At 42.0% G+C, this 25,932-nt stretch carries 15 protein-coding genes; 3 read left to right on the top strand and 12 right to left on the bottom strand.

The window, feature by feature from the left end; all coding sequences use genetic code 11:
* Positions 1–58 precede the first annotated feature (58 nt).
* Positions 59–1,090, top strand: a complete 1,032-nt coding sequence (locus tag FC093_RS11945) for an SMP-30/gluconolactonase/LRE family protein (protein WP_137262013.1) — start codon at positions 59–61, stop codon at positions 1,088–1,090.
* 137 nt (positions 1,091–1,227) lie between these two features.
* Here FC093_RS11945 and FC093_RS11950 read toward each other — a convergent pair whose 3' ends face one another.
* The 11 genes from FC093_RS11950 to FC093_RS12000 form a co-directional block, all read right to left on the bottom strand.
* On the bottom strand, positions 1,228–2,826 hold the full coding sequence (locus tag FC093_RS11950) for an alpha-N-arabinofuranosidase (protein WP_137262014.1): 1,599 nt from the start codon (positions 2,824–2,826) through the stop codon (positions 1,228–1,230).
* Between the two features lie 157 nt (positions 2,827–2,983).
* On the bottom strand, positions 2,984–4,576 hold the full coding sequence (locus tag FC093_RS11955) for an aldehyde dehydrogenase (NADP(+)) (protein WP_137262015.1): 1,593 nt from the start codon (positions 4,574–4,576) through the stop codon (positions 2,984–2,986).
* A 383-nt stretch (positions 4,577–4,959) separates the two neighbouring features.
* The gene (locus tag FC093_RS11960; RefSeq protein ID WP_137262016.1) at positions 4,960–6,282 is read right to left on the bottom strand and encodes an MFS transporter; all 1,323 of its coding nucleotides are present in this window, start codon (positions 6,280–6,282) and stop codon (positions 4,960–4,962) included.
* Between the two features lie 8 nt (positions 6,283–6,290).
* Positions 6,291–8,522 carry a glycoside hydrolase family 3 C-terminal domain-containing protein gene (locus FC093_RS11965; protein ID WP_137262017.1) on the bottom strand — a complete coding sequence of 744 codons (2,232 nt, stop codon included), beginning with the start codon at positions 8,520–8,522 and terminating at the stop codon, positions 6,291–6,293.
* An 85-nt stretch (positions 8,523–8,607) separates the two neighbouring features.
* A complete protein-coding gene (gene araD1, locus FC093_RS11970) occupies positions 8,608–9,621 on the bottom strand; it encodes an AraD1 family protein (protein WP_137262018.1) in 1,014 nt (337 codons plus the stop codon).
* A gap of 46 nt (positions 9,622–9,667) precedes the next feature.
* The gene (locus FC093_RS11975; RefSeq protein WP_137262019.1) at positions 9,668–10,444 is read right to left on the bottom strand and encodes an SDR family NAD(P)-dependent oxidoreductase; all 777 of its coding nucleotides are present in this window, start codon (positions 10,442–10,444) and stop codon (positions 9,668–9,670) included.
* A gap of 508 nt (positions 10,445–10,952) precedes the next feature.
* The gene (locus FC093_RS11980) at positions 10,953–12,122 is read right to left on the bottom strand and encodes an enolase C-terminal domain-like protein (protein WP_137262020.1); all 1,170 of its coding nucleotides are present in this window, start codon (positions 12,120–12,122) and stop codon (positions 10,953–10,955) included.
* Positions 12,123–12,626: 504 nt separating this feature from the next.
* The gene (locus FC093_RS11985) at positions 12,627–14,357 is read right to left on the bottom strand and encodes a GH39 family glycosyl hydrolase (RefSeq protein WP_240743274.1); all 1,731 of its coding nucleotides are present in this window, start codon (positions 14,355–14,357) and stop codon (positions 12,627–12,629) included.
* Positions 14,358–14,456: 99 nt separating this feature from the next.
* Positions 14,457–16,028, bottom strand: a complete 1,572-nt coding sequence (locus FC093_RS11990; RefSeq protein WP_137262021.1) for a RagB/SusD family nutrient uptake outer membrane protein — start codon at positions 16,026–16,028, stop codon at positions 14,457–14,459.
* Between the two features lie 21 nt (positions 16,029–16,049).
* Entirely contained in the window at positions 16,050–19,175 is a 3,126-nt protein-coding gene (locus tag FC093_RS11995) for a SusC/RagA family TonB-linked outer membrane protein (protein ID WP_137262022.1), read from the bottom strand.
* Between the two features lie 466 nt (positions 19,176–19,641).
* Positions 19,642–20,208, bottom strand: a complete 567-nt coding sequence (locus FC093_RS12000; protein ID WP_137262023.1) for a helix-turn-helix domain-containing protein — start codon at positions 20,206–20,208, stop codon at positions 19,642–19,644.
* 194 nt (positions 20,209–20,402) lie between these two features.
* On the opposite strand from FC093_RS12000, the gene FC093_RS12005 reads away from it, so the two are divergent.
* Entirely contained in the window at positions 20,403–22,556 is a 2,154-nt protein-coding gene (locus tag FC093_RS12005) for a hypothetical protein (protein ID WP_240743275.1), read from the top strand.
* Between the two features lie 108 nt (positions 22,557–22,664).
* On the top strand, positions 22,665–23,381 hold the full coding sequence (locus tag FC093_RS12010) for an SDR family oxidoreductase (RefSeq protein WP_137262024.1): 717 nt from the start codon (positions 22,665–22,667) through the stop codon (positions 23,379–23,381).
* Positions 23,382–23,505: 124 nt separating this feature from the next.
* Here FC093_RS12010 and FC093_RS12015 read toward each other — a convergent pair whose 3' ends face one another.
* Positions 23,506–25,518, bottom strand: a complete 2,013-nt coding sequence (locus tag FC093_RS12015; protein WP_240743276.1) for a protein-disulfide reductase DsbD family protein — start codon at positions 25,516–25,518, stop codon at positions 23,506–23,508.
* Positions 25,519–25,932 lie beyond the last annotated feature (414 nt).

The raw sequence follows: 25,932 nt of genomic DNA on the forward strand, positions 1-25,932 counted from the left end.
CTTAAGAGACAGCAAAATATAATTACATTTAAAGCTCATCATACCAAAAACATATCCGGTGAAACTACTTTTTTGTATATCAACAGTGTTGCTATTTGCAGGTTGCAATAATCAACCAAATTCGCAGTCTATGCAGCAGGCACAACAAGACAGCGCGATTGGCAAAATTGAATGGTACGACAGCAGTGCTGCCAGCATCATTGATAGTAATGCTGCTATAGAAGTAATTGGTAAAGGCTACAACTGGAGTGAGGGTCCGGTATGGATTGCAGAAAAAAGAATGCTCTTGTTTTCGGATGTGCCGGAGAATAAAATATACCAATGGAAAGAAGGCGACACACCGCGCGTGTACCTGATGCCTGCAGGCTATACCGGCAGTACGCCGAGGGAAGGGGAAATTGGCTCTAATGGCTTGGCACTGGATGCAACAGGCAACCTGCTACTTTGCCAGTCAGGTAATAGGCAGGTCGCAAGAATGAGCGCTTCACTGGATGCACCGAAGCCCGACTTCACCGCATTGGCAGCAAACTATAATGGTAAAAAATTTAATAGTCCCAACGATCTGGTGGCAGACAGCAAAAATAATATCTACTTTACCGATCCGGTGTATGGCTTACCTAAAGGCGCCGATGACCCAGCAAGAGAATTGCCGTTTGAAGGTGTTTATAAGATAAGTGCCGGTGGCAAATTGAGCCTCTTAATTGATTCCATTCCGCGGCCAAACGGCATCGCTTTTTCGCCTGATGAACATACTTTATACCTCGCCAGCAGCGATGAGCAAAAGCCCGCCTGGTATGCTTTTCAATTAGATGAAAATGGCAATATAAAGAGTGGTGGTGTATTGCTGAATGCTTTACCCTTGAAACAAAAAGCTGCCCAAAAACAAGGGCCAGATGGAATGAAAATAGATCAATATGGAAACATCTTTGGAGCTGGTCCGGATGGCATCAATATTATTTCACCAGCAGGCAAGTTGTTGGGTTTAATAAAAGTGTATAATCGCTTTACTTCTAATTGCTCGTTTAGTGCAACAAAAGATACCTTGTATGTAACTGCCGACGATATGGTGCTGCGGGTAAAGCTGCGGTAGTCATTACCTTATCGTCGTACCATAAGATTGTAAAGTAGTTGGAAAAACCTGTCAGGTTGAAGCACTTAAAAGTAAGCATGATGTACAACACAACCTTACAGGTTGATAAAATCATAAGTTATAGTTATTGATTAAAGTTATTTGGTCAATTTCCCTTTCAACATAGTAAAAGAGTGTGGCGGAAAACTGTACATTATTTTATTTCCGCTGGCATTGATAGCAGGCTTTTCTACCGTTTTTACTACCTCTTTATTAAAGTCGTTTCCCGATTTAATATCTGGTCCGTTCACCTCAAAAACCTCAAATGTTCCGCTGAAGGCACCATTCTGCGATAAAATGTCTGTAGTAATAGCTTCCTCCTTATTCCGGTTTACTACACACAGCGTTACTTCACCAGCTTTATAGGTAGCCGATACATCTAAGTAAGGCACTTTACTCAACTGTGCGGTTGTTTCACCCAAACCCAAATTAAACCGTTCGGTACTGTAATTTTTACAATCTACAAATACATCGAGCGATGTACCTGAAACATGGTTGGCAAACAACTGCAACGGATAGTAAATTGTTTGTTTAAACATTCCGTTTTCGTTAGTGAAAATAGGCGCTATCACATTTACCAGTTGTGCCAGGTTTGCCATTTTTACTACATCGGCATTGCGTATGAAAGCATTTAAAAATTCCGCTATTACCAAAGCATCTTCCAGATTGTATTTTTCTTCCAGCGCATTTCTGCCAGTTGCACTGGCGCCACGTCTTGCCCTGTACCACACATTATATTCATCCCATGCAATGTAAATAGGATCGCGATCGCCTCTGCTGGCAGTTTGCATCGCCTGCGCTATCATACCTTTTATAATTTTGGTACGCTGCTCTAAAACCAATGGCGTTGCAATAAAGTTGTAATAATTACTATCGGGGTTGCCCACATACATGTGAATGGCAATGTAATCAATCACATCTTTCAGTTCTGTAAGCACTGTTTGGTTCCAGTGGTCAGGATCGGCACCGGCGCGATAATTAGAAGAGCCTGCGGCCACCAGCTTGATGCCGGGTGAAGTTCTTACCATCAACTTGGCTGCTTCACGGGCTTTTTTTACATAGTCCTCTGCGCTTAGGTGCCCCATTTGCCAGGGTCCATCCATTTCATTACCTAGACTCCAGTATGTAATATTCCATGGCTCCGGAAATCCGTGTTTTTTTCTTAACTCAGCATAATATGGACCGTCTTTCACGTTGCAGTATTCTACCCAGCGGCGTGCTTCTTCAATTGTTCCGGTACCCATGTTTACTGTAAAATAAGGCTCTGCGTTAACCGAACGCACATACTGCATAAATTCATTTGTGCCAAAAAGATTGGGTTCTAAGGTATACCATGCTAATTCAAGACGGGGAACACGTTCCGATTTCGGACCAACACCATCGAGCCAGTTATAGTTGGAAACAAAGTTGCCGCCGGGATAACGGATGATAGTTGGATGCAAATTCTGTACAGCAGTCATTACATCTTTACGAAAGCCATTTTTATCAGAAAGCTTATTGTCCGGGTCATAAATACCGCCATATACGCAACGACCTAAGTGCTCTACAAAGTTGCCATAAATATGCGGGTCCACTTCTCCTATGGTGCGGTCGAGATCTATTTTTATCCGTGCATTCTGTGCGTAAAGATTGGAAAAATGCAATGGATTAAATGCAAGAATAAGCACTGTAAAAACCAGGCGAAAACGGGTATTCATAAGCGCAATTTTTATTAAATAAATACTGGTCTGATTTTTTGAATATTCCACAAATTTTAAAAATACCACTATTAACTTGTATGTAAAAACTTATAAATAGCTGCCGTTACATCTTACTTCCATTTTATTATTTCCCTTCATACTTATACTAACTATCTTATTCAATTGCATCCGTAGTCCAGTTGCCATTTACCAAACGAAGAATATGTAATGGATTGGCATTTTGTAAAGCTTCAGGAAGCAGTGCATCCGGAAATGCCTGGTAAGCTACCGGCCTTACAAACCGATAAATGGCAGCCGTGCCTACCGAAGTAGCTCTGCCATCGGTAGTAGCGGGGAATGGCCCGCCGTGCTGCATGGAATGGCAAACTTCTACACCCGTTGGGTAGCCACCATATATCACACGACCAGCTTTTTCTGATATAATATTGATGATGGGTTTCAAAGCTGCTGCATCATCGTCCACAGCATGCAAAGTAGCTGTTAGTTGTCCTTCTAAAGATTGAAGTGCCTGCTGCAATTCAGCTTCGTCTTTACATATCACCAATAAAGTAGCAGGCCCAAAAATCTCCTCAGAGAATTGTTTGTTGGCAATAAAGTCTGCTCCGCTGATCATGTGCACAACAGGCTGCGCTTCATAGCGGTCTGCCACCGGTTCTGTCGACGACTTGGCCAACACAAATATTTCAGCCGCATCCTCAAATGTTTTTACACCTTCGTAGTATGCTTTGTGAATATTTTTATTCAGCATGGGTGCGGGCATGACTGCCGCGATCTGCTCAGCAAAAGCAGTCCTGAACTGGAGTGCAGCATCCGTATCTGTCATAAGCACCAACCCCGGGCAGGTACAAAACTGTCCTGCCCCTAATATTAAAGAAGCAGCCAATTCCTTTGCAATAGCATCTTTTCGTTTTTTTAATGCACTTTCCATCAGCACTACAGGATTGATGGCACTCATTTCTGCATAAACTGGTATAGGGTCTGGTCTGGAAACGGCTGCATTAAATAAACGCATACCCACGCTACGGGAACCAGTAAAGCCAACCGCTTTTATAACGGGATTTTTTACAAGGCTTACAGCATCCTCATGGGAAAGATATACCGAAGAAAACACACCCTCGGGCATGCCGGTATCTTTTGCAGCTTTTATGATTGCAGAAGATACCAACTCGTTTGTTCCGGGGTGAGAGGAATGAGCCTTAACAACCACCGGGCAACCCGCCGCGAGTGCAGAGGCAGTGTCACCGCCGGCAGTAGAAAAAGCCAGTGGAAAATTGCTTGCACCAAATACAGCCACCGGGCCAATAGGAACCAGCATTCTCCTGATGTCTGTCCTTGGTAACGGCTTTCGCTCAGGCTGTGCGGTATCAATACGTGCATCTACCCACCAGCCATCGCGCAGCAGTTGTGCAAACAATTGAAGTTGCCCGCAAGTACGGTTCCTTTCTCCCGCAATACGTGCAACAGGTAAGGATGACTCTTGTGAGCATCGTTCTATTAGCATATCGCCTAACGCATAAATTTCAGCCGCAATTGCATCTAAAAAATCGGCACGCTTTGCGGCTGAAATTTCTTTATATACCGGAAAAGCATTGCTTGCTAAGGACAATACTTTTTCTAATTCTTCGCTGGTAGCAATGGCAAAGTTTCCTTGTAAAAACTGGTTGGTGGCGGATGCAAAAGCCTGGAATGTTTTATTGCTTTTTGCACTGTTTTGAAAGCCTATAAAATTTTCACCGGTTAGTGTCATATTGGTAAGTTTTATTGATGTTTAGTACATTGTCAACTAAATTATTTCAAACAGAACAAATCAGCTGTAGGGTTTTGTGAAGTTGTCAGTGTTATTATATATGATTTCTTACATACAGTTTTTTGTCACTTTTTCCCTTGATGGAAAAAGTAACCAAAAGATCAAGGACGACATGATCGCTCCGCGCATCTGTCCGTGCCTACGCCACCACTTAATCTAAATTGCATCTCTTATTTGAGTATATGGTTTGGCTGATATAAGGCTTGCTATTGATGTTTAAGTACTCTTTGAACTTAAAAGAATTTACGTTACCATGTACTTAATTTGATAGTTGAATGATAAGTAATTGTGATTCAAGTGCTGCTGCCCGTCATTCCGCCCCCTTAAGCCTGTACATTTAAAGCATACGGCGGCACAGGTGCTTCCGCATCTACATAATCCTGCAACGCTTTACTTTTTACAAATGGTCCCATGAGGAATAATAAAATAATCAGGCCTATTAATGACAACACGCCAAACCCTATAAATAATACATTGTATGCAGCCGTATAATTGTAAGCAGCAGTAACATACACCAGCGTAATGCCGGATAATGATTGAAAAATAGCACCGCCAATGCCATTGCCAATGCATGCAAGACTCCATCCGGAAGCAGCAGCACTTTTAGGTACTACATCAGCGGTGAGCGCTAGTGCATTGGCGGTGTAAGAAGTATATCCGAAGCCTGCCAAGCCAAAAACGATAAGTGCCGACATAGGCGTGGTTACAAGCAACGGTGCCAGCAACAGCGGTGCACACATGATAACACCAGACATACCCAAAGCTATCTTTCGTGCCTTTGGAATAGGAACCCCTTTCTTAATAATAAACTGTGTAAAATAGCCACCAACAATATTACCAATGTCTGCCATGATGAAAGGAAGCATCGCGTACCACCCGATTTTTTTCAAATCCCAATGATGTACATCCACGAGGTAGCGCCCAATCCAGAATGTAACAAAATACCACACCGGCTCAATGAATATTTTTGCCAGCAGCAACCTGGAAACAAAGCGGTTTTTTAACAGCTTCAAAGGCGGAATTACCCTTGCTTTAGCTTCTTTTACCGAATGCTGGGGCGTATAATAAGCAAACCAAAAGACAGCCAACCATAAGTACCCGAATACTGCAAGAATAATGAAGGTAGATTGCCAGCCATAGCGGGAACTCATGACTGCTATTAACGGAGGAACTACGATTGCCCCGAGTGCAGAGCCACTGTTAAATATTCCTGAGGCGGTAGAACGTTCATTGGGCGGAAACCATTCGCTGGTAAGCTTTAAGGCAGCCGGCCAATTGCCTGCCTCACCAATACCCAATAAAAACCGGCAAATACCAAATTGCAAAGGCGTAACGGCAAACGCATGAAAGAGCCCAGCCGTTGTCCAGAAAGCCATACAAAGCGAATAGCCAATCCTGGTTCCTAACTTGTCTATCACCAGGCCCGAAAGCGCATTAGACAACATATAGGCAACGAAAAATGCAGTGCCTATATACCCGAATGCATCGTCGGGAATGAGTTTCCTTAATTCGCCATCGGCACTCAAGTAATTAAAGGAGAGGCGATGAACATAATTGAGAAAAGTGGCCAAAAAAGCAAAGGTGATCATTACCCATCGCATTTTCAGCGGCTGCTCATTGTTTAAAGCAATTGTTGCATTTGCCATATCCTTATTTATTTTCCTTTTATTACGCTAAGCTGGGTTTGCAACCGGATGTCTTCTGATGAGCTGCCAACCAAAAGGTCGAAAGCACCTGGTTCTACCAAAAAGCCGTGTGATTGTTCATCATAAAAGGCAAGCTTATTTGCAGGTAAATCAAAAGTTACAGTTTTGGTTTGTCCGGGATTCAACGAGATGCGTTCAAAACCACGAAGCTCTTTTACAGGTCTTTTTACACTTGATTGTACATCGTGTACATACAGTTGTGCTACTTCATCGCCGGCAACTTTTCCTGTATTGGTAACATCCACGCTTACGGTTACCTTGCCGGATGGTGTTATTTGTTTATCAGATACTTTTAAATTGGAATATTTAAAAGTGGTATAACTTAATCCATGGCCGAAGGGGAAAAGCGGTTTTCCATTCAAATACATATATGTAAAGCCTCTTGAAATATCATACTCATCCTGCGGCGGCACCTGCGATTCTGAAGCATATACGGTATAGGGCAATTTGCCACCGGGATTAACATTTCCAAATAATACGTCTGCTATGGCATTAGCTCCCTGCTCGCCACCCCACCACGCTTCAATAATGGCTGGTGCGCTTTCTTTAACTGCAGGTATCGTAAGCGGACCTGCATTCATCAACACTACTATGGTGCGTGGGTTGGCAGCTAATACTGTTTTAAACAATTCCTCCTGCCCAGCCGGCAAGCCTAAAGAAGTACGATCATGCCCTTCTGCCTCCACATCGAGTGTAGTACCTACATAGAGTATGACAGCATCGGCTTTTTTTGCAGCATCAGCAGCATTTTGCAGTTCTAAAACAGTATCAAAAACAGGAGTGGCAGTTGCGTTTGAATCAGCAGTTGCATTCCTTCTTCTCCTGGGCGGCGGCAATGGTGTGCCTTTGGCAAAAATCACTTCCGTGCCTTGTCCAATACGGTTTTTAATTCCTTGTAACGGGGTAATGGCTTCCATTGGTTTACCGCTATAACCACCCGCGGTAAACACATCGGCATGTGGACCGATAACTGCAATGGTTTTTATTTTGTTTTTATCTAAAGGAAGAACGCCATTTTTATTGGTTAATAAAACGATAGATTCCTGCGCCTCCTGCAATGCGAGTGCAAGGTGTTCTTTACTACCAACTACCGACATAGGAATGTTGCTGTAAGAAACTTTATCCTGCGGATCAAATTCTCCTAACAAAAACCGGTCTCGCATTACGCGGTAAACCGCATCATTCAATCTATCCTCCGATAATAAACCCTGCTTTACTGCGGCAGGTATATATTCCATAAATTCTTTGTCAGAAAAATCGCAGCCCGCCATCACTGATTTGGCAACTGCCTGTTCGTAGCTCATTTGTCCTTTTTCGTGCCCGTTTACCATCGTTCTTACACCGCCCAGGTCCGAGACTACAAAACCTTTAAAGCCCCAGTCATTTTTAAGAATATCCGTAAGCAAATGTTTATTGATATTGTTAGGCGTGCCGTTAATAGCATTATAAGAAGCCATGATAGATTGTGCTTTACCTTCCACAATACAGTCTTTAAATTGTGGCAACCAGTATTCGTGCAGCATGCGCTCACTCACGGTGGCTGATAGCGCCTGCCGGTTTTCTTCTACATTATTTACGGCAAAGTGCTTTAGGGTAGATACGAGTTTAAGATGTTCAGGATCATTGCCTTGCAGACCTTGCACATAGGCAACCCCTATTCTCCCGGTTAAGTACGGGTCTTCACCAAAACATTCATTGATACGTCCCCAGTATGGGTTACGGCTCATATTGATAACTGGTGCCCGGTAGATTAAACCTTTTTTATCACCCTTAAAATTGGGATCATTATGCCAGCCATTGTATATAGCGCGGGCTTCATCGGAGATGGCAGTAGCTACTGCATACATTAGTTTTGTATCCCAGGTAGCTGCTGCTGCAATAGATACCGGAAACATGGTAGTAGGCCGGTTCCATACAACCCCGTGCAAACATTGATTCCATTTATCCGACTTAATATCAAAGCGCTCAATATCCGGCGCAACATGGTTTAAAAAAGCTGCTTTTTCTTCTAGTGTCATTCGCGACATGAGGTCATGTACACGCATATCAACCGGTTGCGTATAATCGAGATATAAAGGTGTTTTTGGTGGTTGCGCATGCAGGTGTTGTGTACAACAAAACAGCAGCACTATCAGCAACCGGTTTCTTTGGCTAAGCAATACGTTAGTTACATTTTTCATGGCTTATACATTTAAACTATACAAAAAGATATACTGCTGCAGCTTATTACTGCAGTAAACAAGGAGTTCGTTATTTTTAATCAACTTATAGTATTGATGCTACTGACACTATTCTTTCTTCCTCTTTTGAGAATGTCAATGGATTTTTTAGCGTTCTGCCCAGCCCACGCCATTCTACATTCATGATGTCGCCTTCCTGTAATTGTATCTTATCTCCGAAACTAAAGGCGTCTGCCCCAAAAAAGTGAATATGCGCCTGCATTGGGATGCGATGTCCGGGATATTTAAAATGGTGATGTTCTAAATTAGGAAGACTGTGCGCCATATTTTTCTCGCCGGTCTGTATTTCTTTCGACCAGATAACATTGCCCCTTCTTGTAATGCTTACTGTACCTTTTACATCTTCAAAATCAGCAGTTAATACCAGTTCAGGACCAATAGCACAGGACCTGAGCTTAGAAGGAGCGAGATATAGATAATTTTTCTTCTCCATTACATGGTCAGAAAATTCATTACCTGTGGTTAACCCTATTCTCCAGGGTTTTCCATTCCGGTCAACAATATAGATGCCTGCCACTTCCGGCTCCTCCCCGCCATCGTTACCAAAATGAGGTATTTCAAGGTTATCGCCGTGACCACGTAAGATATTGCCGGTGCCTTTATAAAACCACTCTGGCTGCACGCCTACTGTTCCGCCTTCGGGGTGGCCGCCATCCAGCCCCCATTGGTACATCTGCATACTGTCGGTTAGTTTTGCTTCCTGTGCTTGGTGCATCATCTGGCGGTTAAGCGCGCTGTTTTTATGCGTAAGCCCAGTGCCTGAAACAATGCAGGCAGCAGGGTTTTGAGGATAGTCGAATGAAGGCAGCCATCTCCATTCACTTTCGCCATTATAAACAGCATCATAGTCTAACACTTCATCTGATAAGCGGGATGCTATCAAAGCTTCCATTTTCGCTTGTGTATTAAGTGCATCAAATGCAAGCGCATAAACCGAGTCAGTATTGTTTAATAAAATGAGTGAAGGCTCTTTAACCATCGCTACCCGCCGCCCTTTTTCAGGATGTTTGATTTGGACCAGCCGAATGCTTTCTTTCATAATTATTTATTGGGTTTTGTAGAAATAACAGCCTGCGTGCGTGTTTTTAAATGGTAATCCATCCGCCATCCACCGAAAAACAGCCTCCGGTTGCATAGCTCGAAGCAGGACTTGCGAGGTAAAGCGCTATGCCACCTATCTCATACAATTCGCCCCAGCGCCCCATGGGTATTTTGGCAATAAAGGCGTTATACTTTTCCGGATCATTGGTAAGCGGCAGGTTTAAATCGGTAGCAAAAGGACCAGGTAAAATAGCGTTCACATTAATCTTTTCTTTTGCCAGTTCCATTGCCAGCGAGCGGGTAAGTTGTAAAATGGCACCTTTACTGGTTGCATACGGCGTGCGCTCGGGAATGGCGGTTACAGAAAGCATGGAGCCAATGTTAATGATGCGTCCGTAACCATTCTTCTTCATGATGGGTACCACTTCGCGGCAGGCTAACCAGGAGCCGGTAACATTTATCTGCTGTACTTTATTAAAGTCGGCCAGCGACAAATCTTCAATCGTTCCCCGTATATTGATACCTGCCGAGTTGATTAAGATGTCTATTTTCCCAAAGTGCGCTACCGTTTTTTGCACTGTTTGCTGCACACTTTCTTCGTTGGCAACATCGCAGTAAGTACTTATACAATCAACGCCATACGATTCTTTAATGCATTGTACAGCTTTGTCATTTTCTCCGTTTGATCTTGCAGCAATACAAATACCTGCACCTGCTTCTGCCAAAGCTTTTGCCATGGCAAGCCCAAGCCCGCGATTACCACCAATGACCAATGCCACATGGCCATTCAGTTTGAATAAGTCTAAAATTTTTTGTTTCAAGGTTATCCATTTTATGTTTAACTATTAAAAAAAGTTTCGCTTTAAATAGTGCTTAAGTAAAAACAAAAGCATGCAGCAATAAGCAAATACAAGTGATTGATACAATAATGTTGTATAGACCTGGTTTGTTGGCTAACAAAAATTTATTGCATCCTTTCTTTAAACTACCTTATCAGGTTATTAACTAAATAATTCTCCAATCCCTTATGGGTGAGGACACCCGTTGGTAGCCTCTCTAACAGACGGTGTCTCACCCATAAATGTTCGGAAGAAGTTTCCGCATTAAGTTTTTACTCTTTCTTTCTGCCTTGACGCAAAAAGAAACAAAAAAGTCAAGGACGGCATGATGGCTCCGCGCATCCGTCCGGGCCTGCACGCCACATTGCCTAAGATGCACCTTTATTATTGAGTTCTTTGGTTTGGCTAACAATAATCTTCCGGACACCTGTGGTGAAATACCATCTGAAATAGTATTGTTTATGCAAAACATATTTAGTTGACACTGCACTTATTCTATAATTTTAAATTGATCTACATAATCATCTTTTAAAGTAAGACCAACGCCGGGTTTGTTATCATCCAACTGAAGAAAACCATTTTCAGCAACTGCCTCACCATTGAATATGTACCAGAACATTTCGTTGCCTACTTCTATCTCCGTTTGCGGAAAATACTCCGCCATAGGCGATGCAAAAGAACTCATTACCACATGCAAATTGTGCATCTGCCCGCCATGCGGAATCACTTCTACGCCGTGCTGGTAAGCTAGGGTACAAATTTTTTGTGCCTCTGTAAATCCACCAACTCGGTTAGTATCAAATTGAAAAATGTCCAGCGCATCAGCTTTCAATAAATCATAAAAGCCAAAGCGGGTGTACTCGTGTTCGCCACCGGAAAGTGGTATATCTGTATATTGTTTTAATTTGGCAAAATTGTGTATCTCATCGGGCAGCAGCAGTTCTTCTGCCCAGCGCAGATTGTACGGCTCTAATGCCTGTAAAAATTGTTTTGCATATACAAAATCAAAACCCATATAGGCTTCGAGCATAATATCTACATCATCGCCTACCGTTTCGCGCACCACCTTTACCATTTCCAGGTTCTTTTTCATACCAGCTTTACCTTCTGTGAGCGGATAGCCGCAACGAAGCTTCATGCCAGTAAAACCCTGTGCTTTAAAATCGGCTGCTTCTGCCTGCAGGCTATCTAAATTGCGGGTGTATAAACGGCTATAGTATGTTTTTATGGCCGGCTTTGTTCTGCCTCCCATGAGCATAAATACCGGCTGTTGCATTACATGTCCTTTGATGTCCCACAGGGCAATATCCAGCGCACTGATGGCAGCCAGCACAGCGCCCTTTCTGCCATAAGCTACGGTAGAGCGATACATCTTTTCATACAGGTATTCTGTATTCAGGGGGTTTTCATTTATAAGTAATGGCTTTAACTTAGAATCTATAATCAGCTTTGTAACATCGGGGCAAAGACCTGCATTACCAATGCCTATATGTCCTTCATCTGTTTCAATTTCTACCACCAGCCAGCTAAAAAACCGGAAAGGCGCCTGGGAATCTTCCTGAAAAGGCAATGCACTTAGGGGTGTGGCAAAAATGGTGTCTGCTGTTTTAACGGGACCTTGCCACTGGTATAGCTTTGTTCTAACCGCTTGAATTTTCATCTGTTGTTATATTGTAATTGAAAAGAGTTTGTTTGTATGTGTTTTTTGTAAGTAAATGTTGCTTCGTAATTGTGGCGGCTTCGAGTTCTAAAATTTAGTTTGACATCATACTTGTTACACTGTTACAAAATATGTTTAGAATAGAACTGATCTATTTTGGATGCTATTGAGTTTACAGATACTTTAAGTATGATCTCTTACATTCAATTTATGTTTGTCACTTTTTCTCTTGAAAGAAAAATTAATCAAAAAGTTCAAGGACAAGCCGATCGCTCCGCGCGTTTGTCCGGCCAACGCCACCACTTACTCTAAGTTGCATTTTAGTATTTTGAGTGAGTGGTTTGGATGGCAAAGCCTTTTGCACTTATGATATTTCGCCGATGTTGGTGTTCTTCACCAACAGCAATGATTTAATGGTTTATTTATTTTGCCGGTGAAGAACACCGGCAAAGGCGCAAGTGATTTAGGTAACAGTGTACTTATAATCAAACTATGTAAACTGTTTTACCAGGAATATTGCAGTAATGAAACTGCTTGTCTTGGCAAATCCATCTTCAACACGGCCTCCCCATTTTTTACTGTTACCCATTCAGGTGAAGAATATAACTGCAACTGGCCGGCTGCTTCCAACTCTTTCACCTGCTGAGGAGAAGGGCTTTGTGGTGAACCCATCTTTTTCCAGGCTTGATAGGAATTGCTATGCTGTTGGTCTATTCTGTAATGCCGTAACATTACTTTTCCGTCGGGCAGTCCATTCATTTTTACAACCACCTGCGATGGCGGTACAGTCAAATCATTATTATCATGATAATTCCAAACCATTACCGTTGCCGTATGGTCGTCTTTAGCAGCAAGCGCATTAATATCCGGCTTATCTCCTCTTACACTGGAGTCGAGAATAGTTGCATAATTGTAAGCTAAGTTTTTACCTACTGCTACCCTGTCGCCCTGCATCATCCCAAACATCCTAAAAGTATTCAAGACAGGTTTATCCACGCCATTCGTTGCCAGATCTCTGAAGCCACGGAACCAAGGCTGATTTTCAAACTCAAAAGCCCAGGTAACAGCACCTTTCAGGTTTACACCCCGATTCTCAGCAATATCATATTTTCTTGCAAAGGCTGCGGCGGTATAGCTGGAATACATGGTACCATTGCGATACGCATTTTGAGGATTGAAGTCTTCTGAACAGGCGGCACAACCTTCAGGATCTGATTCGCCAATAATTATGGGTAAATTTTTTAATGTAGGATAAGATGCAACAATCTGGAAGCCGGCATCAATATCACGCAATTGCTTACCCACATTCATCTGCACCATGCCGTTCACCACTTTTGGTTCGCCTTTAGCATGAAAAGTAATTACATCAATCGGAGAGCCTTTTTTGCCGGTAACATAGTTCTTTCCGTTTACCACATGATCTAAGAAAGCTTTCATAAAAGTGGCCGCATCTTCCCATGCCGGACCCGTTACCTCCGGTCCACCAATCTTTGCAGTTGGCAAGGCACGCTTCACCGCATCGGCACAGTAATCATACAGCTTGATGTATTCTTCAGTTGTACCCTGCCAGTAACCAATATTGGGTTCGTTCCATACTTCCCAAAACCACGTTTCCACTTCTTCCTTTCCATACCTTTCTACAGAATGTTTTACCCATTCATACACCAGGTTGGCAAATTTCGTATAGTCTTTTGGAGGATAAGCCCAGCCGGTAAAAATATTACCATATTTCTGGTCGGGTCCCCAATTATGCCTGTACGGCTCCGGTTTGGTTGACAGCGCCTCGGGCATAAAACCAATTTGTGCAATAGGCTTCATTCCTCTTTCAATAAATGTATCAAAAATGCTGTCAATGATTGTCCAGCTATACACCGGGCGTCCTTGTGCATCTTCGGTATAGGCGTTGGTGGAACCCCATTTTAAAGCCGCTTTACCATCGCCCGAAACCAATAAACTATGCACTCTTACATTTACCGGTACTTTACTCAATTGGGATATTTCTGTCAGTAATTTTTTACCATCTTTCATGTAGGTGTAGTTGGGCTCATCGTAACCAAAAAACGCCCAGATTGGCTTCATAGCGCCCTGTTTGGTATTAAAGTCCACACTTATTGCTACAGGATCTCCGGATGAATTATTACTGCTTTGCGCAAAAACGCCTGCACCGGCAAAAACAGTAAAAGCAGCAGATAATGAAAGGAATTTTACAACTTTTTGAAAGCTTGTGTACATCATAATTTAGTTCTTATCTTTTTAGATTCCCGAATGTTTAATTTAAAGACTTGATATTGCTATAACGGTATTCAATTAAACATAACCTTTCTCATATAACTATTAATAACCAGGGTTTTGTTCCAATGTCTCGTTCCGGCTTATTTGAATGGCAGGTATAGGAAACAACTTGTGTTTGTCATCGGCAGCAGTTACGCCTCTCGCTTTTGCATCGCTTATTAACCGGTCGTGCCTTAGCAAATCCCAGCGGTAATGTCCTTCACCTGCAAACTCACGCTTATACTCCATCAGTAGTGAATCACGGAACTGATCCTGGCTCAATCCGGCTACATCAGGATACAGGCTTTCCGGTTGTTCTACAGCAGTACCAACCGCTCTTGCCCTGCGGCGAACAGTATTAATAGCGTTGTATGCTTCTGCAGTTGGTCCACCATTCGCCTCATTAAGCGCTTCTGCATACGCCAGCAATACATCGGAATAGCGGATCAGCGGAAAGTTAACGCCTTCTCTCAACGTACCGGTCGAAAAATCAATACGATGGAATTTAGTTAAGAATGGTGCATACATTTGCACGGTATCCATTACCAGATTAGCAGCACTTACCCCATTTTTATAGTAATAAGGCATTCTGTTACGCATTGTCCACCACTTTCTGTAAGTATCTGGCGTGGAATTAAAGAAATCACCTGTTGCCTGAAAAATTACCAGGTCTTTCAATGTATGAAACTGAATATTGGTACCATCAGGCAATGTTTGTGCAGGAGGTCCATACAGGTAAATTAATCTTGTTTGATACATTTGAGAAGCGCTGTTGGCATTGCCTCCAAACTGAATGGAAAAGAGGTTCTCCGGGCCATTCTGAAAATCGGGATTAAATATATTTTCGTAATCGTTCATCAAAGTAAAATAACCCATATCTATTACCTTTTTTGCTTCAGCGGCAGCATCTGTCCAGTTACGCTGTTGCAGGTACACTTTTGCAAGTAATGCAGTAGCAGATGCAGCGGTAGCTTTTCCCAAGGCCTGATCACCTGGATTAAATGGAGTTAACTCTGTTTGTGCCTCTTTTAAATCAGCAATTATTTGACTATAAATCTCCTCTTCCGAAGCACGGGACTTATAGGCGTCGGACAAATCCGAGGTGCCGTTTGTGTAGAGCGGAACACCGCCAAACATGCGTACCAGATTAAAATAAAAGAAAGCCCGGAGGAATTTTGCCTGCCCATCAATACTGGCTTTAGAAGCATCTGGTATTGGAGAATTTGCCAGCTTATCTATTAGTGTATTATCCCAGTTGATGGTTTGGTAGAAAGAGTTCCAGCAGGTAATCAATTCAATGGCATCGGCGGTCCAGGTGTACGTGCTCCAATCAGTAATTATGCCCGACCGGTCTCCCGACCCATTGGCAGAGCCGCCACCAGTGAGTGTACCTGCAGTTACATCGCCAAGTGTAATCATCTGACCATCGCGGTAAGGATCGTTCCAGAGGGTGTTACCATAAACCCCATTCAGTGCCAGTTGCGCCTGATCAACGGTTTGATAAAACTGATCTACCGCTACCTGGCTGTACACTTTTTCGTCCAGTGCACGCGAGCAGCTATGAAAGGTGAATGCAGCCGCAATAAGAACAAGCGATGCACCTGTTTTTTGTAAGTTTAAAAAGTTCTTTTTCATAAACAATCGTTTATTAATTATTTAAAGGGTAAGTGCAATAGAAAAATTGATAATTCTGGATGGCGGATAACCAAAGCGATCCATACCTTTTGAAGTGTTGCTGGTACCATAGGAATTCACTTCCGGATCGTAACCTGAATATTTGGTAAATACGGCAAGGTTATCTGCACTTACAGCTAAGCGTGCACTATGTATCACTTTGCCGGAGAATAAATTTTTTACCGGTAAATTATAGGCTAAAGCCACCGTTTGTATGCGCAGGAACGAACCATCTTCTACCAGTATAGAACTTACTCTTTGCGGATTAGAAAAAGCGGCGGAAGGATACTTACCGTCGAGGTTATCGGGACTCCACCTGTCTAAGCGCTTAGCGGAAGGTCCTAAACCATCCAATGCCAGTTGCTGGGCAGCCAGGTTAAGCACTTTGTTGCCGTATTCGCCATACATAAATACATGCAAACTCCAGTTTTTATAGCTGAATTCATTAGTAAAGCCAAAGTTGAATTTGGGATTTGGATTACCTAAGAAAACATCATCATTCTCCGTATCATAGATGCCATCTCCATTCACATCTTTATACCGGATATCGCCGGGCTTTGCTGCAGGCATGGTGCCTACTTTATCAATCTCTTCCTGCGAAGTCCAGATACCTTCGTACACCGAACCATAAAACTCACCTACGGAATGACCAGGTTGTAAGCGGGCAGTATTTTTATCGTGCGGTGTTACATTACCGCCACCTACCCAGCCGGTATAGATGTAAGGCGCTCCGCCAAGAGACAATATTTTATTCTTATTGAAAGAAATATTGAAGTTGGTATTCCAGTTGAACTTGCCGGTAAAATTGGTACTGTTCAACCCGATTTCTACGCCTTTGTTCAACATAGCACCGGTGTTTTGCAATACGCCTCCAAAACCTGTTTGAGAAGGTACGGGCACATCCAGCAGCAAATCGGTGGTTTTTTTGTAATAATAATCTATGGATAAACTTACGCGGCCTTTTATTATTCCCATATCCAATCCTACATTATACTCGCTTGTTTTTTCCCAGCTTAAATCGGGATTAGCAAGGTTTTGCGGATAGGCAATCGGGTACCTGGTAGTGCCATAAATATAGGAAGAACGGGTACCATAAGAAGTACCTAATAAAGACAGGGAACGGTACACACCAATGGCTTCATTACCTGTTTTACCATAACTGGTACGCAGCTTTAACTGGTTAAATATATTCATCCTTTTAATGAAGCCTTCTTCGCCTAACTGCCATGCAAAAGACACAGAAGGAAATACACCGTACTTATTGTTTTTACCAAATTTAGAGTCGCCATCTGCACGCACAGAAGCAGTCACCAGATACCTGTTGAGTAAAGAGTAATTCACCCTGCCCAAATAAGATATCAATGTCCACTCCGTAAAGTTGCTGCCGGGCGTTTGCACACTGCTTCCTAAGCCAAGATTATAATATTGAAAAATATCACTTGGGAAGCCAAAAGAGGAAGCACTTAAAACTTCATTAGTATTCTTTTGATAAGTAAAACCACCCAAAATAGTAATGCGTTGATTATCGTTGATGGAAGTCTGATAAGTAAGCGTATTGGCATTACTGAAGTTGGTGTTCTTCATGCTGGTTTGGCTTGCCTTGCCACCGGCACCGGCAGCAGCTTCTGAACCGATTGGATAATATTCATGATACCGCCAGTCATTCACATCCACACCAAACCGTACATTCAGGTCCAGCCCTTTGATAATCGTATAGTTGCCATATACATTACCAATCAAGCGACCAGTGTTTGTTAACTGCTTATATTTATCGGTCATCACCAACGGGTTTTCTCTGCCACCACCCAGGGGATAATTGGCTAATACGATGGGATTGCCAGCGCTATCTCTTGCCGGAATAGTGGGCGGCGCTTCATAAATGGCATCAATCACATTCGAGATACCTTCGTACCCTTTAGTATCTGTAGGCACAATCTTATTATTAGTAATACTGTATATCAGGCTTTCGCCAATTTTAAAATTCTTACTTACGTTAGCATCAACATTAATGGTTGCGCCATATCTTTTAAAATTGGAACCTGTTACAATACCATCCTGGTCTGCGATATTGCCTGCTACCAAATAACGGATGCCAGCATTACCACCGGAGAAGGATAACTTGTATTCTTTGCGGGCAGCCGTGCGGTACACTTCATCCTGCCAGTCGGTACCTTGCCCAAAATTGGCTACTTCCTGATCGGAATACACTTTTGCCTGTCCCAGCAATACGGCTCTTTCGTTTGCCTGTTCTGCCCATTGCTGTGCATTTAAGAAGGGCAATTTATTACTCAATTTAGCAATGCCATACGTATATTCTGCAGTAGTGGTCTGCTGACCAGATTGCCCTCTTTTAGTAGTAATCAATACTACGCCATTAGCTGCCCTGGAGCCATAGATAGCAGTTGCAGAAGCATCTTTCAACACCTGTATAGAGGCAATTTCAGAGGGATCTATCGAGTTAAGTGGATTAGGCGGCGCACCAAAAGAACCCACATCTGTGCTTCTGCCGGTTATAAAATCATTGGAGATAGGCATGCCATCAATCACATATAAAGGAGAACCGCCTGCAGAGATGGAAGCCGTACCACGGATTTGTACCGAAATGCCGCCACCCGGCGCGTGGGAGTTGGTATGTACCTGTACACCCGCTACTTTGCCTTTTAATGCCTGGTCGGGTGTGGTGATAGCCGTTTTTTCAATATCTTTTTCTGAGACAGAAGCAATTGCTCCGGTTAAATCCTTTTTCTGCTGGGAGCCATAACCAATTACAATTACTTCATCCATGGTATTCACTTTTTCCTTCAATACAATCGTCATGTTTTTGCCGGTTGTCATAGGTACTTCCAGGCTTTCAAAACCAACAGAAGAAATAACCAGCACTGCTCCTGTACCTGCATCTATGGTAAAAGTTCCATCCGATGACGTCATGGTAGCAGAAGTGGTGCCTTTAACAGTAACAGTTACACCTTCCAGTGGTTTACCCGATGCATCTGTAATCACCCCTTTTATGGGTGCAGCAGCTATTGCGGTAACAGTAAGCAATAGCAGAACAGTGAGGAGTGCAGACAGTTTTCCGCGCTCCCGCAAACGTTTTAAAAACAAGTTCATACGGCGGTTTTTTGTTAATATGTAAGAAAAGAGGTTCTGTATCGCTTAGCCGGCGCTTAGCGATGCTTGATTAGTTGGATAATACTTCTTTTTAAGATTTAAAAAATAATAGACAGTTCAGCTTGTGTTTACAATTGTGTGTTATTCTTTAGGCAATTCTTTTCCTGTCAGAAAAAACCATATTTTTCCAACGGGCGCAGTTACTCAATCCCAGTTAAGGCAAATCCAATCCTATATGTTATAGGAATATCGGCAATATTTACTTCAATCGTTTACTTGCTTCAGATGTGTTAGCGCTCATCCGACCGTTGTTATACCCTTAAGCATATTCTCCAGCAAACAGCTATTTGCCTGATGTAGTGGTACACACTTAAGGTACTTTATTATTTATACTATTATGGTTACGTTATCTTCTTACAAGCGATTGGTGTTAGTTATAAAAAATGTATGCTTTGTTTTATAGCAATCAAACAAAAATATCGAGATACATTACTTCCTCTGAAACAGGCATAATACCATGCTTCTGCAAAGAATTAAAATATAAGCTATCACCTGTTTTCAATACATATTCCACTTCGCCCACCTGCATTTTCATTTGCCCGCGAATGATGTATATAAACTCTTCTCCTTCGTGCGATACTTCATGCGCTTTCACTTCGCCTTTTCTTGCAACAAACAAAAAAGGCTGCATTTTCTTCTCGTGATAATCCGAAGCATAAGGGTAAATAAAATACCCTTTATCGGTTGATGTCAAGTTTTCCTCAGCTTTTTTTCTTGGTGTAATAATGGCGTTCAAAAATTCGTTTTGCTCCAGCAATCCGGATATGTTTGTACCTAATGCCTTCGCAATTTTTACTAACGCTGCAACAGACGGAATAGCCTTATTATTTTCAATTTTAGAAATCATACTCCGCGATAGTTCACTCGCATCTGCAATTTCCTGTAAAGTCCTTTTCTGACCCATGCGCAGTATTTTAATACGATCCCCAATATTCAGACTATTTATTTTTTCCTCCGTCAGTAGTTCATCCATTATTAAACTTTGTTTACGCTTGTTCAACTTTGTTGAATACAAATGTAACAGTTTTATCAAAACTTCCAAATAATTTAAAAAATAAATTATCCGGTGATAAAAAAGGTAATTAAACGAGATAGGAAACCTTCTCTTGCCATTGCAATCAGTTATTTATTATCCTTTACTTTTAACCCCTCAATAAAGACTGCAACGTGAAAAACATTCCATTCTTATTATTCGCCTTGTTTGCTACACACAGCTTCGCACAATCCAATCATCAGCTTGCAGATAAAACAGCTTTCCAAATTTCGGCACCATGGAGCCCTGCTTATGATGTACGCTCCGATGTAGCCATTGTGTATGGCTACGACAGTACATTTAATGATCGTGTAGAACAATATAAACAACACGGCTACAATGTGCAGTTTATGACCGGCATTGCCTGGGGCAATTACCAGGATTATTTCTCGGGGCAATGGGATGGCAAATCGCATTTGGATGAAGGGCAAATGGATAGAAAGGGTGACAGCATTGGTCATGGCAGAAACGTGCCTTACACAGTGCCAACAGATAGTTATATTGCTTACTTCAAAACATTGATTAAGAAAGTAATCGATGCAGGCATCAATACCATTTACCTGGAAGAGCCGGAGTTTTGGGCGAGAGCCGGCTACAGCGAAGCATTTAAACGCGAATGGCAAAGCTACTACGGCTTTCCGTGGATGCCGCAACACGAATCACCGGAAGCAACTTATTTATCCTCCAAACTCAAATACCACCTGTATTTTAAAGCACTGAAAGAAGTGTTTCTGTATGCTAAAGAATATGGACAAAGCCAGGGCAAAAACATTCGTTGTTTTGTGCCAACCCATTCGTTGCTTAACTACTCTTCTTGGCAAATTGTAAGCCCCGAAGCGAGTCTTGCTGCATTGCCCGGCATGGATGGTTACATCGCACAGGTATGGACCGGCACTTCGCGAGAGCCATTAATTTATAATGGTGTAAAAAAGGAAAGGGTATTTGAGAATGCATTTCTGGAATATGGTTCTATGCTATCTATGACGGCACCCATCGGTCGCACCATGTATTTTTTAACCGACCCGATAGAAGATTGGCCACGTACCTGGGATGATTATAAACGGAATTACGAAGCTACGTTCACAGCAGAAATATTGTATCCTACTGTCTCCCATTTTGAAGTGATGCCTTGGCCAAACAGGATTTATCTGGGCAAATTCAAATTGGAAAATAGTAATGAAAGACAACCCATTTCGCCTGCTTATGCTACACAAATGCAGGTGATGATTAATGCGCTCAATTTTATGCCTGCATCTTCCAATACCATCAACGGCAGCAAAGGTATTGGTGTGCTGGCAGGCAATTCAATGATGTTTCAGCGCTTTCCTACACATGAAGGTTATGAAGATCCACAGCTTTCAAATTTTTACGGAATGGTATTGCCTTTAGAGAAGCGCGGTATTCCCGCAGATATTGTACACATGGAAAACTTAGGTTTCCCTGCTGCTTTGCAAAATACGAAAGTGCTGGTGATGAGTTATACCAACATGAAGCCGCAATCGCCACAGGTACACCAGCAATTAGCAGCCTGGGTAAAGAAAGGCGGCACGCTGTTGTATTATGGCAGAGATAACGATCCGTTTCAAAAAGTACAGGAATGGTGGAATACGAACGGGCTGAACTATGCCGCACCTTCGGAGCATTTATTTGAACAAATGAATATTAATCCAAACGATCACGCTTCTGTATATCATTATGGCAAAGGAACAGTATATGTTGTACGAAAAGATCCAAAAGAATTAGTGTTAACTCCAGGTGCTGATAGTGCTTTTTTTAACTTGATAAAAGATGCTTATGAAGCATCTAATCATACGAAGCTTATAACCAAAAATTACTTCTATCTTGAAAGAGGACCTTATGATATAGCTTCTGTAATGGATGAAAGTGTAAGTGATAAACATTTAACTATTAATGGTCCTGTTATAGATTTATTCGATCCGTTTTTGCCTGTATTAAACCAAAAAATAGTGCAGCCGGGGCAACAAGCTTTCTTATACGATTTAAAAAGAATAAAAGATAAAAAAACACCACAGGTATTATGTGCAGCGTCGCGGGTGTATGATGAGAAAAGAGATGCACACAGCTATACATTCATCGCTAAAAGTCCGGATAATACGAATAATGTAATGCGTATTTTGTTGCCTGCAAAACCACAAAACGTTACGGTAAAAGATGCCAATGGTAACGTGATGAATGATGCTTTCTATAGCTGGGATGAGCTGTCGAATACCTGCCTGTTGCAATGCAGAAATGCTTCTCCCGGAATAGCGGTAAGTATAACATGGTAACTGTTTTTTAAGATTAAAAATTAAAAGCTGATGAGTTATAACTGACATGCACAATTTTTGTGAGCTACTTATCACATTAATAAAACCACAGTATCAAAACCATTATTTATGACAGATCAGATTAAAGACAAGGTAGTGTACATTACGGGCGGCAGCAAGGGAATAGGATATGGAATAGCAAAAGTATTATTGGATAATGGTGCAAAAGTAGCCATCACAAGCCGCCATTTACAAGCTGCACAGGAAGCTGCAAAATCACTAAGTGAAGATGACACGAAATTATTGGCATTAGAATCGGATGTGAGTTCTTTACAATCGGAGATGAATGCAGTAAAAGCAGTAACAGATCACTTTGGCAAATTAGATGTATTGGTTGCTAACGCAGGCATCGGACATTTTGCTTCTATTGAAGACCTTACCGTAGAAAACTGGAATAGCACAATCAATACCAATCTTACAGGTGTATTTCATAGTGTAAAAGCAAGCATAGAAGCACTCAAACAAACAAAAGGTTACATTATTACCATTGCCAGTTTAGCAGGCGCCAATTTTTTTGCAAACGGCTCGGCGTACAATGCGAGTAAATTTGGACTGGTTGGCTTTACACAAGCGGTCATGCTCGACCTCCGGCAATATGGTATAAAAGTTACGACCATCATGCCCGGCTCGGTGGCTACTCATTTTGACAATCATATACCCAGCGAAAAGGATGCCTGGAAAATACAGCCGGAAGATATTGGGCAAATAGTAGCCGACCTTTTAAACATACCGCAACGCACCTTGCCCAGCAAGATAGAAGTACGACCTACTACGCCGGGGAAATAATGTTTGTGAATGGCGGGTGGGTGAGTGCAGGAACTTTGTAATAATGGCGCGATTTGCTCGCGCCATTATTGTTACACTTAGCACACATTACGTACATTAAAACATGAATAGCTTTACTAAAATTTTACATACTGCTTTGCTGGTATTTTGCTTTCACATTGTCCAGCAATTGGATAAACTTTTCTACCGAAGCATCATATCCATAGCCATCTTCTACCAACCGTTTTTCATCACCATCCAGAAAGAAATAAAACGGTTGGGTATTGGCTTTGAAATAAGTTACCTGCCTATCAGTATTCAAGTCGCCCAATGTTTCTACTTGTTTGTTCAAAGCTTTGGAGAAATATTGTTCACTTTGTGGCAGGTCTATATTCTGTACATCTACGTATAAAGACACAATTATAAAGTCCTCTTTCAATCTTCTCATTACTTCCGGATTACTCCATACCTGCCCTTCCATTTTGCGGCAGTTTACACAATTAATGCCTGTAAAATCAAGCATCAATGGTTTATGTACTGCAACTGAAGCCGCCAGTGCTTCTTTGTAATCGTAGTACACATGCATACCATATTTCGTTACTACTTCCGGCTCGTATATTTTCATTTTATCTACATACTTCACCGGGTGCGGCGCATTGCTGTTTGGCACAGAGGAATAGTTAACCGCATTAGCATTATTAGCTACGGAAGCATTAAAATCCTGCGTACCCATGGGCGGCACAAAAGCGCTGATAGCTTTTAACGGAGCGCCCCACAAACCCGGCACCATATAGACCACAAAAGTGAAAACAGTGATAGCAAACAACAGCCGCGGGATGCTCAGGTAAGGCAAGCCCGATTCATTTACCGGCAATTCTGTATCGTGATGCAGTTTTATTTTGCCTAATAAGTACAAACCTAACAGTGCAAAAATCACAATCCACAAACTCAAAAATACTTCTCTGTCCAGCAGGCGCCAACCCTTAGATAAATCAGCGTTGGATAAAAATTTCAACGCTAAGGCAAGCTCTATAAAACCTAACGTAACCTTTACAGCATTGAGCCAGCCACCCGACCTACCCAATACATTGAGCATACCCGGAAAGAGGGCAAATAATGCAAATGGTAATGCCAATGCAATAGAGAATCCCAACATGCCAATCAACGGTCCGTAAAAGCTACCATTAAAAGCCAGCACCAGCAAAGGCCCAATCACGGGGCCAGTGCAGGAGAATGAAACAATGACTAATGTAAGTGCCATGAAGAAAATGCCTGCCACATTGTGCATGCCTGCTTTCGTATCGGCCTGGGTGGACCAACTCGCCGGCAGCGTTATCTCAAAGGCACCTAAAAAAGAGATACCAAACACAAAAAATAGTGCAAAAAATACAAGATTGGCAATCCAGTTGGTAGCTAAGTTATTTAAAGCAGCCGGGCCAAAAATGAGTGATACTAAAAAGCCAACTAATGTAAAAATGACAATGATGGATAGCGAATAAATAAAAGCGTTTTTGATACCTTCAGCGCGTGTTTTGCTACGCTTGGTAAAGAAGCTCACCGTTACCGGAATCATGGAGAAAATACAAGGTGTAAAAAGCGCTACCAGCCCGCTACCGAATGCTGAGAAAAAGATTAACCATAAAGAATGCCTGATATTGGTTGCCTCTACAGGTGCAGATACAACTGTATTGTTTTGTTGAGGTTGTATATAAAATTTAAAAGGTTCTTCGGCTGGCACATATTCATCGCCGTTTTTATACATATAGCTGATGGCACCTTTCAACACCAAACTATCTGATGGCTTTGCTGTCACTTTTTGCAGCCAAACAACAGAGTCATTGTAGTATTTCACCTGTGTATGAAACGTAGTATCCGTTGCGGTTTGCAGTTTTCCTTTTTCGTCAACAGAATCCTTTACGTATTTCGTAGCCGTGCTGTCGAAAGTGATAGTTGTAAAAGGGGCGTCGTCCGAAGTCTTGTGTATAGAATAGAGTTTTATATCCGGATTAATTAATGCTTTGATAGAAAGAATTACTGTATCATCTTTTCTTGTTTGATCGTATTTAAATTGTACAGGTTTAACTTCCTGTGCAGTGCTTATCAAAGCAGTGCAAAGCAACATTATTATACAAACAAATACCTGAACCAGCTTTATCATGTAAACTTACTTATACGTGAATGAAGTAAAAAATCAAATGTACTTTGTAAGTTTTACTTATAAACAGGATGAGAAGGAAAGCAGTAGTTTTAAGAATATCTTTATTTAAAAATATGCGTGTATTAACAGTTGTATGATGGAATACGTTTCCAATGAAAACATAAAATCATGAGCAACTCATCTTTTATACAAATAAATAACAGGCTGAGCTTGGAAGGATTGCCTTGTATTTTAATCCGCCGGCAACACCTATTTTCACATTTGTTGTTCACTATTTACAACAAGGGCATTCGCGTACCATGGAATAGTTAAATTCAGTCCTTCCTGTATATTTATTTGGGGCTGATAGCCGATCAGTTGCTTTGCTTTAGAGATATCGGCAAGGCTGTGTTTTACGTCTCCCTTTCGCTCCTC

Source organism: Ilyomonas limi (genome assembly GCF_005233845.1).
Taxonomy (GTDB): Bacteria; Bacteroidota; Bacteroidia; order Chitinophagales; family Chitinophagaceae; genus Ilyomonas; species Ilyomonas limi.

What these genes read in the sequence shown, in the direction of transcription:
- FC093_RS11980 (WP_137262020.1), bottom strand. Translation starts at nt 12,122, where the DNA reads ATGAAAATTCAAGCGGTTAGAACAAAGCTATACCAGTGGCAAGGTCCC.
- FC093_RS12000 (WP_137262023.1), bottom strand. Translation starts at nt 20,208, where the DNA reads ATGGATGAACTACTGACGGAGGAAAAAATAAATAGTCTGAATATTGGG.
- FC093_RS11985 (WP_240743274.1), bottom strand. Translation starts at nt 14,357, where the DNA reads ATGATGTACACAAGCTTTCAAAAAGTTGTAAAATTCCTTTCATTATCT.
- FC093_RS11950 (WP_137262014.1), bottom strand. Translation starts at nt 2,826, where the DNA reads ATGAATACCCGTTTTCGCCTGGTTTTTACAGTGCTTATTCTTGCATTT.
- FC093_RS11955 (WP_137262015.1), bottom strand. Translation starts at nt 4,576, where the DNA reads ATGACACTAACCGGTGAAAATTTTATAGGCTTTCAAAACAGTGCAAAA.
- FC093_RS11965 (WP_137262017.1), bottom strand. Translation starts at nt 8,522, where the DNA reads ATGAAAAATGTAACTAACGTATTGCTTAGCCAAAGAAACCGGTTGCTG.
- FC093_RS12015 (WP_240743276.1), bottom strand. Translation starts at nt 25,518, where the DNA reads ATGATAAAGCTGGTTCAGGTATTTGTTTGTATAATAATGTTGCTTTGC.
- araD1 (WP_137262018.1), bottom strand. Translation starts at nt 9,621, where the DNA reads ATGAAAGAAAGCATTCGGCTGGTCCAAATCAAACATCCTGAAAAAGGG.
- FC093_RS11990 (WP_137262021.1), bottom strand. Translation starts at nt 16,028, where the DNA reads ATGAAAAAGAACTTTTTAAACTTACAAAAAACAGGTGCATCGCTTGTT.
- FC093_RS11960 (WP_137262016.1), bottom strand. Translation starts at nt 6,282, where the DNA reads ATGGCAAATGCAACAATTGCTTTAAACAATGAGCAGCCGCTGAAAATG.
- FC093_RS11995 (WP_137262022.1), bottom strand. Translation starts at nt 19,175, where the DNA reads ATGAACTTGTTTTTAAAACGTTTGCGGGAGCGCGGAAAACTGTCTGCA.
- FC093_RS12010 (WP_137262024.1), top strand. Translation starts at nt 22,665, where the DNA reads ATGACAGATCAGATTAAAGACAAGGTAGTGTACATTACGGGCGGCAGC.